At 71.9% G+C, this 16,719-nt stretch carries 15 protein-coding genes; 9 read left to right on the top strand and 6 right to left on the bottom strand.

Annotated features, from left to right (window positions below; all coding sequences use genetic code 11):
• Positions 1-136: 136 nt before the first annotated feature.
• Positions 137-1,039 (top strand): NYN domain-containing protein, encoded by a 903-nt coding sequence (locus SSP29_RS03345; RefSeq protein ID WP_089099786.1) that lies wholly within the window; start codon positions 137-139, stop codon positions 1,037-1,039.
• A gap of 16 nt (positions 1,040-1,055) precedes the next feature.
• Here SSP29_RS03345 and SSP29_RS03340 read toward each other — a convergent pair whose 3' ends face one another.
• Both SSP29_RS03340 and SSP29_RS03335 read right to left on the bottom strand, forming a co-directional pair.
• Positions 1,056-1,958 carry an alpha/beta fold hydrolase gene (locus SSP29_RS03340; RefSeq protein ID WP_089098920.1) on the bottom strand — a complete coding sequence of 301 codons (903 nt, stop codon included), beginning with the start codon at positions 1,956-1,958 and terminating at the stop codon, positions 1,056-1,058.
• Between the two features lie 216 nt (positions 1,959-2,174).
• Entirely contained in the window at positions 2,175-4,799 is a 2,625-nt protein-coding gene (locus SSP29_RS03335; RefSeq protein ID WP_089098919.1) for a DEAD/DEAH box helicase, read from the bottom strand.
• 561 nt (positions 4,800-5,360) lie between these two features.
• Between SSP29_RS03335 and SSP29_RS03325 the strand changes: the two genes are divergently transcribed.
• On the top strand, positions 5,361-6,098 hold the full coding sequence (locus tag SSP29_RS03325) for a ferritin-like fold-containing protein (RefSeq protein WP_089098917.1): 738 nt from the start codon (positions 5,361-5,363) through the stop codon (positions 6,096-6,098).
• Between the two features lie 172 nt (positions 6,099-6,270).
• Here the strand turns inward: SSP29_RS03325 and SSP29_RS03320 are convergent, their stop codons facing one another.
• From SSP29_RS03320 to SSP29_RS03305, 4 genes are all read right to left on the bottom strand, one after another.
• Complete coding sequence (locus tag SSP29_RS03320) at positions 6,271-6,543, bottom strand: hypothetical protein (protein ID WP_089098916.1); 273 nt, start codon at positions 6,541-6,543, stop codon at positions 6,271-6,273.
• A gap of 173 nt (positions 6,544-6,716) precedes the next feature.
• Positions 6,717-6,944: a DUF3107 domain-containing protein gene (locus tag SSP29_RS03315; protein WP_046730492.1), complete on the bottom strand. Its 228-nt coding sequence runs from the start codon at positions 6,942-6,944 to the stop codon at positions 6,717-6,719.
• Positions 6,945-7,083: 139 nt separating this feature from the next.
• Positions 7,084-7,728 carry a TetR/AcrR family transcriptional regulator gene (locus SSP29_RS03310; protein WP_089098915.1) on the bottom strand — a complete coding sequence of 215 codons (645 nt, stop codon included), beginning with the start codon at positions 7,726-7,728 and terminating at the stop codon, positions 7,084-7,086.
• A gap of 170 nt (positions 7,729-7,898) precedes the next feature.
• Positions 7,899-8,120, bottom strand: a complete 222-nt coding sequence (locus SSP29_RS03305) for an Rv3202a family protein (RefSeq protein ID WP_089098914.1) — start codon at positions 8,118-8,120, stop codon at positions 7,899-7,901.
• 233 nt (positions 8,121-8,353) lie between these two features.
• On the opposite strand from SSP29_RS03305, the gene SSP29_RS03300 reads away from it, so the two are divergent.
• The 7 genes from SSP29_RS03300 to SSP29_RS03275 all read left to right on the top strand — a co-directional run bounded on the left by SSP29_RS03300 (position 8,354) and on the right by SSP29_RS03275 (position 16,513).
• Positions 8,354-9,373 carry an alpha/beta fold hydrolase gene (locus SSP29_RS03300; RefSeq protein ID WP_089098913.1) on the top strand — a complete coding sequence of 340 codons (1,020 nt, stop codon included), beginning with the start codon at positions 8,354-8,356 and terminating at the stop codon, positions 9,371-9,373.
• Positions 9,374-9,380: 7 nt separating this feature from the next.
• Positions 9,381-10,871, top strand: coding sequence for a DUF3152 domain-containing protein (locus SSP29_RS03295; protein ID WP_089098912.1), 1,491 nt, complete (start codon positions 9,381-9,383; stop codon positions 10,869-10,871).
• Between the two features lie 56 nt (positions 10,872-10,927).
• Positions 10,928-11,020, top strand: coding sequence for an Ms4533A family Cys-rich leader peptide (locus SSP29_RS61130; protein WP_309500592.1), 93 nt, complete (start codon positions 10,928-10,930; stop codon positions 11,018-11,020).
• Between the two features lie 166 nt (positions 11,021-11,186).
• Positions 11,187-12,905, top strand: coding sequence for an ABC transporter substrate-binding protein (locus SSP29_RS03290; RefSeq protein ID WP_089098911.1), 1,719 nt, complete (start codon positions 11,187-11,189; stop codon positions 12,903-12,905).
• A gap of 4 nt (positions 12,906-12,909) precedes the next feature.
• Positions 12,910-13,929, top strand: coding sequence for an ABC transporter permease (locus tag SSP29_RS03285; RefSeq protein ID WP_089098910.1), 1,020 nt, complete (start codon positions 12,910-12,912; stop codon positions 13,927-13,929).
• Entirely contained in the window at positions 13,926-14,924 is a 999-nt protein-coding gene (locus SSP29_RS03280) for an ABC transporter permease (RefSeq protein WP_089098909.1), read from the top strand. The genes SSP29_RS03285 and SSP29_RS03280 overlap by 4 nt, the downstream gene beginning before the upstream one ends.
• Positions 14,921-16,513 (top strand): dipeptide ABC transporter ATP-binding protein, encoded by a 1,593-nt coding sequence (locus SSP29_RS03275; protein WP_089098908.1) that lies wholly within the window; start codon positions 14,921-14,923, stop codon positions 16,511-16,513. The genes SSP29_RS03280 and SSP29_RS03275 overlap by 4 nt, the downstream gene beginning before the upstream one ends.
• The last annotated feature ends 206 nt before the right edge of the window (positions 16,514-16,719 follow it).

Genomic DNA, 16,719 nt, shown 5'->3' with positions numbered 1-16,719 from the left:
CGTAGGAGTCAACGGCTTGCGTGTTACAAACATTCCCTACGCTAAAGAAATTTTTCGAACGTCTAATTACCGACCGGTACAAGTCTCAAGGAGACTGACCGGGACCGGTTGTGTTCGCAGCGTGACCGCCGGGACAATGGAGGCGATGAACGACGACCTCGCCGCCCTCCGGGCCCGTATCGACCGCACGAACGAGCTGCTCACCCGCATGCTCGCCGAAGTGGCGAAGACGCCCTCGACCCACGCGATCTTCGTCGACGCGGGTTACCTCTACGCGGCCACGGGCCGGCTCGTCGCCGGGACGGAGGACCGTCGCGCCTTCGACCTCGACGCCGAAGGGCTGATCGAGGCGCTCATCGACAAGGCACGCCAGATCTTCGCCGACAGCCGGCTGCTGCGCGTCTACTGGTACGACGGTGCCCGCCGCCGCATCCACACCGCCGAGCAGCAGACCATCGCCGAACTGCCCGACGTGAAGGTCCGCCTCGGCAACCTCAACGCCAACAACCAGCAGAAGGGCGTCGACTCCCTGATCCGCACCGACCTGGAGTCACTCGCCCGGCACCGCGCCATCAGCGACGCGGCCCTGCTCGGCGGCGACGAGGACCTGGTCTCCGCGGTCGAGGCCGCCCAGGGGTACGGCGCCCGCGTCCACCTGTGGGGCATCGAGGCTCCCGAGGGCCGCAACCAGGCCGAGCCGCTGCTCTGGGAGGTCGACAGCCAGCGCACCCTCGACCTCGAATTCTTCAAGCCGTACGTCTCCCGGCGCACCGCCCCCGCCTACGAGGCCGGCACCACCAGACCCACCCGCGAGGACGTCCGGTTCGTCGGTGCGCAGATCGCCGCGAAGTGGCTGTCCTCGCGGGGGCGCGAGGCGCTCGTCGAACTCCTGCCCGGCCACCCCTACCTGCCGGGTTCCGTCGACCAGGACCTCCTCGTCGAGGCCGAGGGGATGCTCCAGTACTCCCTGCGCGGCCAGGCCGACCTGCGCCGTGCCCTGCGGGACGGCTTCTGGGAACACCTCCAGACGCAGTACTAGCCCTGGTTCTGGTCCACTAGCCCTGGTTCTGGTCCGCGGGGCCGGTGCTGTCCCAGAAGGCGGCTGTCGCCTCGGCGGTGGCGGCCGGCCGGTCGGTGTTGGGCGAGTGCTCCGCCCCCGCGACGACCGTCCGGTGTGCGCGCAGCCGCAGCGCCATGTCGTCCAGCAGCGGCACCGGCCAGGTGTCGTCCCGGGCGCCCGACAGGACGTGGAACGGCAGCGGTACGGCGGCGAGTTCCGCGACGCGGTCCGGCTCGGTGCACAACTGGCGGCCGGTGGCGATGAGTTGGGCAGGCTTGTTGCCCAGCCAGCGGCGCCGCAGATCCTCGCCGTCCTCCAGGCCCTCCGCCGGGGCGTCCGGTTCCTCCAGCTCCTCCGGTGCCTCCATGGCCTGCATGGCGTCCCACACCTCGGCCATCGACATCACGGCGAGCGCGTCCCGCAGCAGCTTCACGCGCTGCTGCTGGGAGGAGGAGATCTGCGCCGGGCCCGAGGCCATCAGGGTCAGCGAGCGGAACGGTGCGCGGTCGAGGAGCACGGCGGCACGCGCGATCTGACCGCCGAGGGAGTGCCCCAGCAGATGCACCGGCCGGCCCGCGCCGACCGTCGCCGCCTGCGCGAGCACGTCCCGCGCCAACTCCTCCTGGGCGTAAGCCGATTCGTCGTCCACAGGCCCGTCCGACTCGAACTGCCCGCGCCCGTCCACGGCGACCGTCCGGTAACCGCGCCGGCCCAGTGCCTCGTGCAGCAGGTTGAAGTCCTCCTTGCTCCCGGTGAACCCGGGCAGCAACAGCGCGACCCCCCTCGGCTCGACCCCGGCGGCCACGGGCGCGTCGACGACGGCGAACTCACCCCGGTCGGTGGCGAGCGCATACGCACGGGCACCGGCGGGCGGGACGAAGGTACGAGGCCTGCTCATGGGGGAGAGGGTATCCGGAGCGGGGTGACCGACCGGGAGCCGGTGGGTGCATCCCGGCGCCGATGCGCGCCGAGCGCCGCGGAGCGGGTGGCGACCCGCGGCGCGTGAGGTCGCGTGGGGTTGGGGTGGGGTGAAGGGGGGGCGGGTGGGGCGGGTGATGCGGAAACGCCGACGGCCCGGACCACACGGGGTGGTCCGGGCCGTCGCGTGACGGGCTCAGGCCTCGGGAGCCGCGGCGGTGGCCTTCCGGGTCCGGCGGACCTTCGGCTTCGCCTCCGCGTCGGCCGCCTCGGCGGATCCGGCGGTCTCCGGTGCCTCGGTGGCCTTGCGGGTGGTGCGTCGCCTCGGCTTGGCCGCCGGCTCCTCAGTGGCCTGCGCCGGGATCTCCGCGGTGACGGCGGCTGCCGTCGTCCTGCGGGTGCGGCGGGGCTTGGCCTCGGTGCCTTCGGCGGTGTCGACGGCGGCCTCGGCAGTGGCAGCCGTCTTCCGGGTCCGGCGCGGCTTGGGCGCGGCCTCGGCTTCGGCCTCGGCGGTCTTCTCCGGGGCGGCCGCGGCCGTCTTCCGGGTCCGGCGGGGCTTCGCCTCGGCGACTGCCTCGGTCGTCTCCGTGTCGGCGGCGGGTGCGGTCGCCTTGCGGGTGCGGCGGGGCTTGGCCTCGACGGCTTCGACGGTGTCCACCGCGGTCTCGGCGGCTGCGGCCGTCTTGCGGGTGCGGCGGGGCTTGGCCTCGACGGTCTCGGCGGTGTCCACCGCGGCTTCGGCGGCTGCTGCCGTCTTCCGCGTGCGGCGCGGCTTCGGCTCGGCCACCGTTTCGACCGCCTCGACGGCTGCCGCGGGTGCGGTCGCCTTGCGGGTGCGGCGGGGCTTGGCCTCGACGGTCTCGGCGGTGTCCACCGCGGTCTCGGCGGCTGCGGCCGTCTTGCGGGTCCGGCGCGGCGTGGCCTCGGTGGCTGCCTCGGTCGTCTCCGTGTCGGCGGCTGCGGCCGTCTTGCGGGTGCGGCGGGGCTTGGCCTCGACGGCTTCGGCGGTGTCCACCGCGGCTTCGGCGGCTGCTGCCGTCTTCCGCGTGCGGCGCGGCTTCGGCTCGGCCACCGTTTCGACCGCCTCGACGGCCGCCGCGGGTGCGGCGGCTGCCTCCGGAGCCTCGGCCGTCTTGCGGGTGCGGCGGCGTACGGGGGCTGTCGGCGCCTCCTCGGCCTCCGGAGCCTCGGTCACCGGCGTCGTCGCCTCCGCAACCGGCGCGGTCTCCGCGGACCTGCGGGTGCGACGGCGGCGCGGCTGCTCGGCCGCGGCCGGTTCGACCACGGCCTCGACCGTCTCGACGACGGCCTCGGGCGTCACGGTCACCGGAGCGGCGGCCGCCACCGGCTCCTGCGGCGCACCGTTGCGCGTACGGCGACGGCGGCGCGGGGTCCGGGTGGCCGTCGGCTCCGACGCCGCGAGGGCGTCGTCGGCGGAGACGGGCGGCGCGGACTCGGCGGCCGGCGCCGTGGACGCCGTACCGGATGCCTGCTCCAGGGCCGTACCGCCACGTGTGCGACGGCGGCGGCGCGGGGTGCGGGCCGGACGCTCGCGCTCCTCGGCACGGGCCTCGGCGCGGGGCTCAGGGCGGCCGCCCCGGCCACCGCGACCACGGCTACCGCGGCCGCCGGTCTCGCCCAGGTCCTCCAGCTCCTCGGCCTCCAGCCCGGCGCGGGTGCGCTCCGAGCGCGGCAGGACACCCTTGGTGCCCGCGGGGATCTTGAGGTCCTCGAAGAAGTGCGGGGAGGTCGAGTACGTCTCCACCGGGTCGGGGAACTTCAGGTCCAGCGCCTTGTTGATGAGCTGCCAGCGCGGGATGTCGTCCCAGTCGACGAAGGTGATCGCCGTACCCGAGGCGCCGGCGCGGCCGGTACGGCCGACCCGGTGCAGGTACGTCTTCTCGTCCTCGGGGGACTGGTAGTTGATGACGTGGGTCACGCCCTCGACGTCGATGCCGCGCGCGGCGACGTCGGTGCAGACGAGGACGTCCACCTTGCCGTTGCGGAACGCGCGCAGCGCCTGCTCGCGCGCGCCCTGGCCGAGGTCGCCGTGGACGGCGCCGGAGGCGAAGCCGCGGCGCTCCAGCTGCTCGGCGATGTCGGCGGCGGTGCGCTTGGTGCGGCAGAAGACCATCGCGAGCCCGCGGCCGTCGGCCTGCAGTATGCGCGCGATCATCTCCGGCTTGTCCATGGAGTGCGCGCGGTAGACGAACTGCGCGATGTTCGCGACGGTCGCGCCCTCGTCGTCCGGCGCGGTGGCGCGGATGTGGGTGGGCTGGCTCATGTACCGGCGCGCCAGGCCGATGACCGCGCCCGGCATGGTCGCCGAGAACAGCATGGTCTGGCGCTTGGCCGGAAGCATGGCGATGATCTTCTCGACGTCGGGCAGGAAGCCCAGGTCGAGCATCTCGTCGGCCTCGTCGAGGACGAGCGACTTGATGTGCTTGAGGTTGAGCTTCTTCTGGCCCGCGAGGTCGAGCAGGCGGCCCGGGGTGCCGACGACCACGTCGACGCCCTTCTTCAGGGCCTCGACCTGCGGCTCGTAGGCGCGGCCGCCGTAGATGGCGAGAACGCGTACGTTACGGACCTTGCCGGCCGTCAGCAGGTCGTTGGTGACCTGGGTGCAGAGCTCGCGCGTGGGGACGACGACGAGCGCCTGGGGGGCCTCGGTGAGGGCCTCGGGGGCGGCGCGGCCGGCCTCCACGTCGGCGGGGACGGTGACGCGCTCCAGGAGCGGCAGACCGAAGCCGAGGGTCTTGCCGGTGCCGGTCTTGGCCTGGCCGATGACGTCGGTGCCGGACAGGGCGACCGGGAGTGTCATCTCCTGGATGGGGAAGGGGTTGATGATGCCGACGGCTTCCAGGGCCTCGGCGGTCTCGGGAAGGATTCCGAGTTCACGAAACGTCGTAGTCAGGGTGCTGCCTCTTCTGTGTGGCGCGGCGCGAGGCGAGCGCGGGGGTCTTTGACGGACCGTGCCGGGGGACGTCGGCTGCCTTACGTGCGGGCCGTGGGGGGCACGCCGTACTGCACGGGACCTCTGCCGACGCTCTAGCGCTCGTACCGCTGAGGGTGTGTCCCTCCGGTCGTCGTACGCACAGTGCCGTACGAACCGGGAGGGCTGTCAGGTCGGAGCCGATCGGGCCACCGACCGGGCATCCTCATACGTGCGGCCTGTCGAGGTACGTCGAAAATCGACGGCGTACCAGCAGGCGCATTACCACCATACCCCGGAATCGTGCACATGCGATGGCCGATTTGGTCACGTCGTGGTAGTCACAGTGGTTGACCAGGGGGTTCGCGAAGACTTCCGGTGGCCTTACGGGACTTCCCCGGGGGTTCCCCAGGGCTTCCCCGGCGCGGCGGGCGGGCTATTGTGCGCTTCATGACGAGCTCTGACAAGCCTGAGACCGCTTCCGCCGAACCGACCGGTGTCGCCGCCCAGGACTGGGCGACGGCGGCTGCCGACCCGCACTACCGTGCCGCGGTCGTGGACCTGCTCGGCGCGCTCGCGTACGGCGAGCTCGCGGCGTTCGAGCGGCTCGCGGAGGACGCCAAGCTGGCGCCCTCGCTGGCGGACAAGGCCGAGCTGGCGAAGATGGCGTCGGCCGAGTTCCACCACTTCGAGCGGCTGCGCGACCGGCTGGCGGAGATCGGCGAGGACGCGACGCAGGCGATGGAGCCGTTCGTCGCGGCCCTTGACGGCTTCCACCGGCAGACGGCGCCGTCGGACTGGCTGGAGGGTCTGGTCAAGGCGTACGTCGGCGACTCGATCGCCAGTGACTTCTACCGGGAGGTCGCGGCCCGCCTCGACTCCGACACGCGCGAGCTGGTGCTGGCCGTCCTCGACGACACCGGGCATGCCGGGTTCGCGGTGGAGAAGGTCCGGGCGGCCATCGACGCCGACCCCCGGGTGGGCGGCCGACTGGCTTTGTGGGCGCGGCGGTTGATGGGTGAGGCGCTGTCGCAGTCGCAGCGGGTGGTGGCCGACCGGGACGCGCTGTCGACCATGTTGGTCGGGGGCGTGGCCGACGGGTTCGATCTCGCCGAGGTGGGGCGGATGTTCTCGCGGATCACGGAGGCGCACACCAAGCGGATGGCTGCGCTGGGGTTGGCGGCGTAGCGCTCTGAGGGGGGTGGCTGCGGGGGTTGCGCGGCCTTCCGGCCGGTGGGGGCTGGTCGCGCCCACGCGGCGGAGCCGCACATCGACACAGCCCCGCGCCCCTTCGGGGCGCGCCTCGGTTCGGGGCGTTGAAGAGTCCGGGGCGTTCGAGGAGTGCGGCGTGCTCGACGGGCTACGCCGGGATCGATCGTCGGCGGAGTCGGCGGCCCGCCGGGCGGAGCAGCAGCGACAGGGACGCCGCCGAGACGATCGCCGCGCCCAGGAGAGTGACCAGGACCGCGCCGGGGCCGAGTGCGCTGTGGGTGACGAAGTCGCCGAAGAGGGCTCCCGCGACACCCGTGGAGAACACCAGGGGGCGGGCCGGGAGCCGGTGGGACAGGCGGCTGGTCGCGGCCCACGACAAGGCCAGGCCGAGCAGGGCGGATCCTAGGACTTCCAGGAGCATCACGAGGGGTCCCTCCCACGGCTGGCCGGCGCTTCACGGTCGTAGCCCGTCCTACCCGTGACCTGCGGAATGCAATCCTCCCCTGTGGACGACTTGTGGGCCACATGTGGAGGGCCGACACGCGGAGGGGCCGGGCGGACACACGTCCACCCGGCCCCTCCGCGCTGCTGTGGTCAGACCGCGCTGAAGCCGACCTTGCGCACGGTCGGCTCACCGAGCTCGATGTACGCCAGCCGGTCCGTCGGGACCAGGACCTTGCGGCCGCGCTCGTCCTCCAGGGACAGCACCTGCGACTTGCCGGCCAGCGCGTCGGCGACGAGACGCTCGACCTCCTCGGCGTTCAGACCGCTCTCCAGCACGATCTCGCGGGGCGCGTGCTGCACGCCGATCTTGACCTCCACGGCTATGTCCCTCCGACGGTCAGTTAAGTGCGCGACCTTCCGCGCCGTACGCTGCACACATTAGCCCGGTGAGGGGACGTACACGCTGCGGGCGTGCACGCCAGGAGCGAACAGCGAACGGGAATGCCGCGCGGGTCCGTCAGTGGTGGGAGTCGATCCCGTGCAGCGGGAAGCCGGCGATGCCCCGCCATGCCAGCGAGGTCAGCAGCTGTACCGCCTGGTCGCGCGGGACGCTGCGGTCGCTGTGCAGCCAGGACCGCGCCACCACCTGGGCGAGTCCGCCGAGGCCCGAGGCCAGCAGCATCGACTCGGCGCTCGGCAGACCGGTGTCCTCGGCGATGACCTCGCAGATCGCCTCGGCGCACTGGGTGGTGACCTTGTCGACGCGCTCGCGCACCGCGGGCTCGTTCGTCAGGTCGGACTCGAAGACCAGGCGGAAGGCCCCGCCGTCGTCCTCGACGTACGCGAAGTACGCGTCCATGGTCGCCCGGACCCGCTGCTTGTTGTCGGTCGTCGACGCGAGCGCGCCGCGCACCGCCTGGATCAGCGCTTCGCAGTGCTGGTCCAGCAGGGCCAGGTAGAGGTCGAGCTTGCCCGGGAAGTGCTGGTAGAGGACCGGCTTGCTGACGCCGGCACGCTCGGCGATGTCGTCCATCGCGGCCGCGTGGTACCCCTGTGCGACGAACACTTCCTGGGCGGCGCCCAGCAACTGGTTCCGTCGGGCACGGCGCGGCAGGCGAGTGCCCCGCGGGCGTGCCGCCTCTGTCTGCTCGATGGCTGTCACGCCGCGCCTCCCAAAGTCGTCCACATGCGGATCGCTCCGCGCGGCCATCGTACTTTTCGGTAACCGTGCTGTGCGCGGTGCGAGCGCAGAATTTCACGTACCGGACGACGGCGAAAGCCGCACCGGGAAATGCGGACGGGCCAGGTGGGCCCGCCGGAGGCCGGTTCCGGTCAGCGGTAGTCCTCCTCGTCGAGGGAGACCACACGTGCCTGTTCGATGAGATCGGCCTCGTTCGCGCGGCCCGGGTCACCGGTGAGCGGGTCGTCGTGGGACGGTGTGACGTCCGTGTGCTGCTCGGCTGAGTCGCCCTCGGGAGCCTCGACACCGATCTCCGGGGCGTCCTCCGCCTCCAGATCGTCGAGCACGTCGGGGTCGGTGGGGTCATGGGCCATGGTGGGCTCCCTTCCTTCGAACATCCCTGCGGAAGCAGGGGGCCACAAACGGGTGCCCTGTGTACGAGCGTAGGAGACACCGGATGCGGGCGCTATGCCATCCGGGACCGTTCGTTCCGGACGGCCGGTGGCCGGTCACTCCGGCCGGTGCGCGGTTCGTACGCGGCTCGCCCGGCTGGTCCTGTGACGGCGAACACATGAATCACAGTGTGATCGTCTCGTAACATTGGCCCATGTCTTCGACCGAGCTGCCCTCCGTGCCGCCCACCAGCGTGCTCTCCGGGGCGGAGGCAGTCAGAGTCGCGGAGGGCGAGCGGCTGCGGTCGGTGGGACTGCCCGGCGTCACCCTCACCGTCCGTTCGCGGCCGCCCGCGCGCGCGGGCCTGCCGCCCGCGCTGTACATCCACGGGCTCGGCGGCTCCTCGCAGAACTGGTCGGACCTGATGGAGCGGCTCGAAGGCGTCGTGGACGGCGAGGCGGTCGACCTGCCGGGCTTCGGCGACTCGCCGCCGCCGGACGACGGGGACTACTCCGTCACCGGGCACGCGCGCGCGGTCATCCGCTATCTCGACGCGGTCGGCCGCGGCCCCGTCCACCTCTTCGGCAACTCCCTCGGCGGTGCGGTCGCCACCCGCGTCGCCGCCGTCCGCCCGGACCTCGTCCGCACCCTCACGCTCGTCTCTCCGGCCCTGCCCGAGCTGCGCGTCCAGCGCACGGCCGTGCCGACGGTCATCCTCGGCCTCCCCGGCGTCGCCGGGCTCCTCACCCGCACGACCGGCAAGTGGACCGCCGAACAGCGGGTACGGGGCGTCCTGGCCCTCTGCTACGGCGATCCCGGCCGGGTGACGCCCGAGGCGTTCGAGCACGCGGTGGCGGAGCTGGAGCGGCGGCTGCGGCTGCCGTACTTCTGGGACGCGATGGCGCGGTCCGCGCGCGGGATCGTCAACGCCTACACGCTGGGCGGCCAGCACGGGCTCTGGCGCCAGGCCGAGCGCGTCCTCGCCCCCACCCTGCTGATCTACGGCGGCCGCGACCAGCTCGTCAGCTACCGCATGGCCCAGAAGGCCGCGCGCAGCTTCCGCCACTCCCGGCTGCTGTCCATGCCGGACGCCGGGCACGTGGCGATGATGGAGTACCCGGAGGCGGTGGCCGGGGCGTTCCGTGAACTTCTCGCGTCTGCCGACGAGTTGGCCGGCGGACCGGCTGCCGGGACCATCGGCGGCCGACCGGTCGCGCCGGGCGCGGGGAGCTGAGGGGCGAGTGGGACGCCACAGCCGCCGCGGCCCGGCACCCAAAGGTGACGACGCGGACATAGCGGACGTGCGTGCGGCCCGGAAACAGGGCCCAGGAGGCGGGGAGCGCGGGCCCGCGGGCACGACGGTGCCACATCCGGCCGACGGGACACCCTCGGGCGGGCCGCCCCGGTTCGCGGACGGTACGCCTGCCCAGGGCGTCCCGCGAATACCCGACGGCACGCCTGTGCGAGGAGTGCCGCGGATCGCCGACGGCACGCCGGCGAATGGCGTGCCTCGCTACTCGGACGGGACCCCGGCCCACGGCGTCCACCGCCTCCCCGACGGGACCCCGGCCCACGGCGTCCCCCGGGTCCGTGGTGGTCACCCCCAGCAGCGTGAAGCGGGCGGTGGCTGGGGAGAGTTGGGCGGGCAGGCCGGTGTTGCAGGGGTGGCCGGTGCTGCTGGTGCTGCCGGGGTGTCGATACCGCGGCAGCGGCGGAGCGGGCCCGGTGGGCCCCGGCAGGACTACGTCGACGCCTTCGACGAGGACGTCGACGTCTTCGCGCCCCGCCCCGGCATCGGCGCCCAGCGTGCGGAAACGTATCCGCCCTTCTCCGGCCCGCACGCCTCACCGCTCCCGTCCGGGACGGACGACGGCGATGACGACGCGCCGCCCACCGGTGAACCGGCCGCCCAGCCCAAGGGCGGCAAGGGCCGTGCCTTCACCGGGATCGCGGCCGCCGCCGTCACCACCGTGCTCGCGGTGATCGTCGCCGGGCAGGTCGTCGACGGCCGCGACGGCAGCGCCGTACGGTCGCAGTCGGCCGCGGGCGGTACACGGGCCACCGACGGCGCCGCCTCGCGCGGAAACAGCCGTACGACGCCGTCCGTCTCCGCCTCGCCGAGCGTGGCGACGCTCTCGTACGAGCAGGCGATGGGCGAGAAGTACCCGCTCAGCGCCAAGCTGGCCGGGTCCGGGAAGTTCACCACCGTGCCCGGGAGCGCGAAGGCGCCGGGCAAGGGACGGAAGTACACCTACCGCGTCGACGTGGAGCAGGGGCTCGGGCTGGACGGGAAACTGTTCGCCGAGGCCGTGCAGAAGACACTCAACGACGACCGCAGCTGGGCCCACGACGGCGCCCGCACCTTCGAGCGCGTCTCCTCGGGCAAGCCCGACTTCGTGATCACGCTCGCCAGCCCCGGCACCACCGCCAAGTGGTGCGCCAAGTCCGGCCTCGACACGACCGAGGACAACGTGTCCTGCGACTCGGCCTCCACGGAACGCGTCATGATCAACGCGTACAGGTGGGCCCAGGGCAGCAAGACGTACGGCGACAAGATCCACGCCTACCGGCAGATGCTGATCAACCACGAGGTCGGCCACCGACTCGGCTACGGCCATGTGACCTGCGAGAAGGACGGCGAGCTGGCGCCGGTCATGCAGCAGCAGACGAAGTTCCTCGACCATGACGGAATCCACTGTCTGCCCAATCCCTGGCCATACCCCAAGAGTTGACAGGTGGCTCATACATCACGTTGACATGCGCAGAAAGTTCGTACATATTTCTGGGCATGTCGTCCCTTCACGCCTCCGCGCGCGCCGCCATCGAGCTGGCGCTCATCGGCGTGACCGCGCTCTGCGTGGCCGACATCGACTGTCGCTGACGCCCGCCCTCAGGCGTTCGCGTCGCGATCTCCTTCTGTTGCCGTGACCTGGGTCACGGCTCTTTCGACGACCTGACGCCGGGGCAGACGTGTGTTCACTTTCGTCTCACTCCTCGTCAATCTGTCTCACCAATCGAGACTCGCCTTCCGAGAGGTCGTCATTCCGATGCGTCACCCGTCCGTAACCAGCGCCCGCGCGGCGTACGTTTCGCTTGCCCTGGTCGTGGCAGCGGGCGCCGCCGCCTGCGGGCCGAAGGACAACGATGCCAACGGCTCCAGTGGCGACTCCACGCCGCACAAGGGCGGCACGCTCACCGTCCTGAACTCCGACCCCCAGACGGACTTCGACCCGGCCCGCCTGTACACCTCCGGCGGCGGCAACGTGCCCTCCCTGGTCTTCCGCACGCTCACCACCCGCAACCGCGCGGACGGCGCCGCCGGCACCAAGGTCGTCCCCGACCTGGCCACCGACACCGGGCGCCCCAGCAAGAACGCGACCGTGTGGACGTACACCCTGAAGAAGGGCCTCAAGTACGAGGACGGCACCGCGATCACGTCCGCCGACATCAAGTACGGCATCGAGCGCTCCTTCGCCCCCGAGCTCTCCGGCGGCGCCCCCTACCTGCGGGACTGGCTGGTCGGCGCCGCCGACTACCAGGGGCCGTACAAGGACAAGAAGGGGCTGTCGGCGATCGAGACGCCGGACGACCGCACCATCGTCTTCCACCTGAACAAGCCCGAGGGCGAGTTCCCGTTCCTGGCCACGCAGACGCAGTTCACGCCCGTCCCGCAGGCCAAGGACACCGGCACCAAGTACGAGGAGCACCCGGTCTCGTCCGGCCCCTACAAGGTCGTGAAGAACGAGAACGACGGTGAGCACCTGGTCCTGGAGCGGAACAAGTACTGGTCCGCGGCCGTCGACGACCAGCGCAAGGCGTACCCGGACACGATCGACGTGCAGTCCGGGCTCGACTCGTCCGTGATCAACCAGCGGCTGTCGGCGTCCCAGGGGACGGACGCGGCCGCCGTGACGACGGACACCAACCTCGGCCCGGCCGAACTCGCCAAGGTGACCGGCGACAAGGAACTCGCCGCGCGCGTCGGCACCGGCCACTTCGGCTACACGAACTACATAGCGTTCAATCCGAAGGTCAAGCCGTTCGACAACCCCAAGGTGCGGCAGGCGATCTCGTACGCCGTCGACCGGTCGTCCGTGGTCAACGCGGCGGGCGGCAGTGCCCTCGCCGAGCCCGCGACCACCTTCCTGCCCAACCAGAAGTCTTTCGGCTACACCCCGTACGACCTCTTCCCGGCCGGTGACACCGGCAACGCGGCCAAGGCCAAGGAGCTGCTGAAGGAAGCCGGTTACCCGAACGGGCTCACCGTCACGCTGACCCACGACAACGCCGACAACTTCAAGACGAGCCCCGAGATCGCGACCGCGATCCAGGACGCCCTCAAGAAGGCCGGTATCACGGTCAAGCTCCAGGGCCTGGAGGACAACAACTACTCCGACACGGTCCACAGCGTGAAGACCGAGCCGGGCTTCTTCCTCGCCGCGTGGGGTGCCGACTGGCCCTCCGGCGGTCCCTTCCTCGCCCCGATCTTCGACGGCCGGCAGATCGTCAAGGACGGCGCGAACTTCAACGCCTCCCAGCTCAACGATGCTTCGGTCAATGCCGAGATTGACGCGATCAACAAGTTGACCGACCTTGACGCGGCCGCCCAGCGCTGGGGTGCACTGGACAAGAAGATCGGCGCGCAGGCGCTGACCGTGCCGCTGTTCCACCCGGTCTACAAGCGGCTCGTCGGCAAGGACATCAAGAACGTCGTGATCAGCGACTGGACCGGTGTCCTGGACATCTCCCAGGTCGCGGTGAAGTAGCGCCGTGAGCGAGGCACTTGTCGCCACCCAGGCCCCCGAGGCGCTCGCCTCGGGGGCTTCGGGGGCTCGTCAGTTCTGGCGGCGGCTGCGTACGCAGCGGGCCGCCACGGTCGCGGCGGGGATCGTCGCGCTGCTCGTCCTGGTCGCGCTCGCCGCGCCGCTGCTCACCGCGCTGGAGGGCCAGGACCCGACCACCTACCACCCCTCCCTCATCGACTCCGCGCGCGGCGGCGTGCCGACCGGCTCCCTCGGCGGCATCTCCGGCCACCACTGGCTGGGCGTGGAGCCGCAGACAGGGCGTGATCTGTTCGCGCGGCTGGTGTACGGGGCCCGGGTCTCCCTGGGCGTCGCGTTCTCGGCGACCGTGATCCAGGTCTTCGTCGGGCTGGTCGTCGGGGTGGCGGCCGCGCTCGGCGGCCGATGGATTGATCAACTGTTGAGCCGGATCACGGACATCTTCGTCGCACTGCCCCTGATGATCATGTCGCTGGCGCTGCTCGCGATCGTGCCGCAGAGCTTCCCCCGGCCCGTCCTGGTCACCCTCGTCATCGGGCTCATCTCCTGGGGCAGCATCGCGAAGATCGTGCGCGCCCAGACCCTCACCCTGAAGGGGCTCGACTACGTCGCCGCCGCGCGGCTCAGCGGCTGGGGTGCCTGGCGCATCGCCCGCCGCGAGCTGCTGCCCGGCCTGGCCGCGCCGGTCATCACGTACGCCTCGATCCTCATCCCGGTCAACATCAGCGTCGAGGCGGCCCTGTCCTTCCTCGGCGTCGGCGTGAAGCCGCCGACGCCCTCCTGGGGCCAGATGCTCACCGCCGCCGACGTCTGGTACCAGGCGGCCCCGCAGTACCTGCTCCTGCCGGCCGGCGCGCTGTTCGTGACCGTCCTCGCGCTGGCCGTCCTCGGCGACGGCGTCCGCACCGCCCTGGACCCGCGCGCCGCCTCCCGGCTCGGCGTCGGCACCGGTCGCGGGCGCGGGCGCGGGCGCGAGGCCGTGACGACGGCGAAGGAGGAATCCGCGTGAACGGCTTCGGCGGCTTCCTGCTCCGCCGCACCATAGGCACCCTGGCGACCCTGCTCGCCATCTCGGTGATCGTCTACGTCGTCTTCTACGTCACCCCGGGCAACGTCGCCCAGATCACCTGCGGCCCGCGCTGCTCCCCGGAGCAGGTTCACCAGGTGGCCCAGCAACTGCACCTCGACGACCCCCTGTACGTGCGCTACTGGCACTTCCTGCAGGGCCTGGTCGTCGGCCAGGACTACTCCACCGGCACCTCCGTGGAGCACTGCTCCGCGCCCTGCCTCGGCCTCTCCTACCAGACCGACCAGCAGGTCCTGAGCATCATCCTGACCAGGCTTCCGGTCAGCCTCTCGCTGGTGACCGGAGCGATGGTGCTGTGGCTGGTCCTGGGCGTCGGCACCGGCGTGCTCTCCGTCTGGCGGCGCGGCCGGCTCACCGAGCGGGTGCTGACCGGCCTCACGCTGGCGGGCTGGGCCACGCCGGTCTTCGTCATCGGCCTGGTCCTGATGATCGTCGTCTGCGGCGAACTGCAGCTGCTGCCCTTCCCGCAGTACGTGAAGTTCACCGACGACCCCGAACAGTGGGCGTGGAACCTGCTGCTGCCCTGGTTCTCCCTCGCCCTCATCGAATCCGCCGCGTTCGCCCGGATGACCCGCTCGTCGATGCTGGAGACCCTGGCCGAGGACCACATCCGCACCTTCCGCGCGTACGGCGTCGGCGAGCGGTCGATCGTCGGGCGGCACGCCCTGCGCGGGGCGCTCGCGCCGGTCATCGCGCTGAACGCCAACAACTTCGGCTCGGCCGTCGGCGGTGCCGTGCTCACCGAGACGCTGTTCGGACTGCCCGGCCTCGGCCAGGAACTCGTGCACGCCGTCAGCGTGGTCGACCTGCCCGTCGTCGTCGGCGTGGTCCTCGTCGTCGGCTTCTTCGTGGTCCTCGCCAACGCCGTCGCGGACGTGCTGTACGCGGTGGCCGACCGACGGGTGGTACTGACGTGAGTCTCGTCCAAGTCACTGATCTGACCGTCGAGTTCGGCGACCTGCGGGCCGTGGACGGGCTGTCGTTCACCCTGGAGCGCGGCGCCGCCCTCGCCCTGGTCGGCGAGTCCGGTTCCGGCAAGTCCACGGTCGCCTCGGCCCTGCTGGGCCTGCACCACGGCACGGGAGCGCGGCTCGGCGGTTCGATCGAGGTCGCCGGCACCGACGTACAGGACGCCTCCGACGCCGAACTGCGGAAGCTGCGCGGCGCGAAGGCGGCGATGGTCTTCCAGGACCCGCTGTCGTCCCTCGACCCGTACTACGCGATCGGCGACCAGATCGCCGAGGTGTACCGCGTGCACACACGCGCGTCACGACGGGCCGCACGCGCGCGTGCCGTGGAGGTGCTCGACCGGGTCGGCATCCCGGACGCGCGGTCCCGGTCCCGGTCCCGCCCGCACGAGTTCAGCGGCGGCATGCGCCAGCGCGCGCTGATCGCCATGGCGCTCGCCTGCGAACCCGAGCTGCTGATCGCCGACGAGCCCACCACCGCCCTCGACGTGACCGTCCAGGCCCAGATCCTCGACCTGCTGCACACGCTGCGCGAGGAGACCGGCATGGGCCTGCTGCTCGTCACCCACGACGTGGGCGTCGCCGCCGAGAGCGTCGACCGGGTGCTCGTCATGCGGCACGGGCGCGTGGTCGAACAGGGCCCGGTCGCCGGCGTGCTCGGCGCGCCCACGCAGCCGTACACCCGGGAACTGCTCTCCGCCGTCCCGCGCGTGGACGCGGCGCGCGTGCCCTCACAGGCGTCCGAGGGGGTCGTCCTGGAGGCGTCCGGCCTGCGGCGCGAGTTCGGGCGCGGCAAGCGGGCGTTCGCGGCCGTCGACGACGTGTCGCTGACCGTGCACCGGGGCGAGACCCTCGGCGTCGTCGGCGAGAGCGGCAGCGGCAAGACCACCCTCGGCCGGATGCTGGTCGGACTGCTGGAGCCGACGGCGGGGGAGGTCCGTTACGACGGCCACGCGCGCGTGGGTGTGAACCCGGCCGTCCAGATGGTCTTCCAGGACCCGGTGTCCTCCCTCAACCCGCGGCGCAGCGTCGGAGAGTCGATCGCCGACCCGCTGCGGGCGCGGGGCGAACACGACGAGGGGCGCATCCGGGGGCGCGTGACAGAACTGCTGGAGCGTGTGGGGCTCGAAGGGGCGCACTATCAGCGCTATCCGCACGAGTTCAGCGGCGGCCAGCGCCAGCGCGTGGGCATCGCGCGGGCGCTCGCGGCCGACCCACGTGTCATCGTCTGCGACGAGCCGGTCTCCGCGCTGGACGTCACCACCCAGGCCCAGGTCGTGGCCCTGCTCGGTGAACTCCAGCGCGAACTCGGGCTCGCGCTCGTCTTCGTCGCCCACGATCTCGCCGTCGTGCGGCAGGTCAGCGACCGGGTCGCGGTCATGCGCCGCGGCCGGATCGTCGAGACCGGGCCCGCCGACGAGGTCTACGACAACCCGCAGGACCCGTACACCAGGCAGCTCCTGGCCGCCGTGCCCGCCCTCGACCCGGAGGTCGCGGCCCGGCGGCGGGCGGCGCGCCGGGAACTGGCGTCGGCGTGACGTTTCCACAGATCTGGACACGGATCCGGGCGTGACGTTCCGGCTCCGTTGGGCTGCTTAGCGCGACCGAACGCGACCCGCACGGGAAAGTTACGACCGTTCACCCCTTTTGGTGGCGCGATGGACAACCGTCCATCGCGCCACCGCCTTGTCCGCATACGTTCGTCCCGCTGCGAGCCGCCGAGCCACGGTGGCTCCCCATACGG

The organism is Streptomyces hyaluromycini, assembly GCF_002217755.1.
Classification (GTDB): Bacteria; Actinomycetota; Actinomycetes; order Streptomycetales; family Streptomycetaceae; genus Streptomyces; species Streptomyces hyaluromycini.
Note: the sequence above shows the minus strand (reverse complement) of the source record. Positions and strands in the feature narration are given on the sequence as shown.

Bases quoted from the DNA above. Each gene is read 5' to 3' on its own strand.
- SSP29_RS03290 (WP_089098911.1), top strand. From the start codon at position 11,187: ATGCGTCACCCGTCCGTAACCAGCGCCCGCGCGGCGTACGTTTCGCTT.
- SSP29_RS03335 (WP_089098919.1), bottom strand. From the start codon at position 4,799: ATGACACTCCCGGTCGCCCTGTCCGGCACCGACGTCATCGGCCAGGCC.
- SSP29_RS03300 (WP_089098913.1), top strand. From the start codon at position 8,354: ATGTCTTCGACCGAGCTGCCCTCCGTGCCGCCCACCAGCGTGCTCTCC.
- SSP29_RS03325 (WP_089098917.1), top strand. From the start codon at position 5,361: ATGACGAGCTCTGACAAGCCTGAGACCGCTTCCGCCGAACCGACCGGT.
- SSP29_RS03305 (WP_089098914.1), bottom strand. From the start codon at position 8,120: ATGGCCCATGACCCCACCGACCCCGACGTGCTCGACGATCTGGAGGCG.
- SSP29_RS03340 (WP_089098920.1), bottom strand. From the start codon at position 1,958: ATGAGCAGGCCTCGTACCTTCGTCCCGCCCGCCGGTGCCCGTGCGTAT.
- SSP29_RS03345 (WP_089099786.1), top strand. From the start codon at position 137: ATGGAGGCGATGAACGACGACCTCGCCGCCCTCCGGGCCCGTATCGAC.
- SSP29_RS03320 (WP_089098916.1), bottom strand. From the start codon at position 6,543: ATGCTCCTGGAAGTCCTAGGATCCGCCCTGCTCGGCCTGGCCTTGTCG.
- SSP29_RS61130 (WP_309500592.1), top strand. From the start codon at position 10,928: ATGTCGTCCCTTCACGCCTCCGCGCGCGCCGCCATCGAGCTGGCGCTC.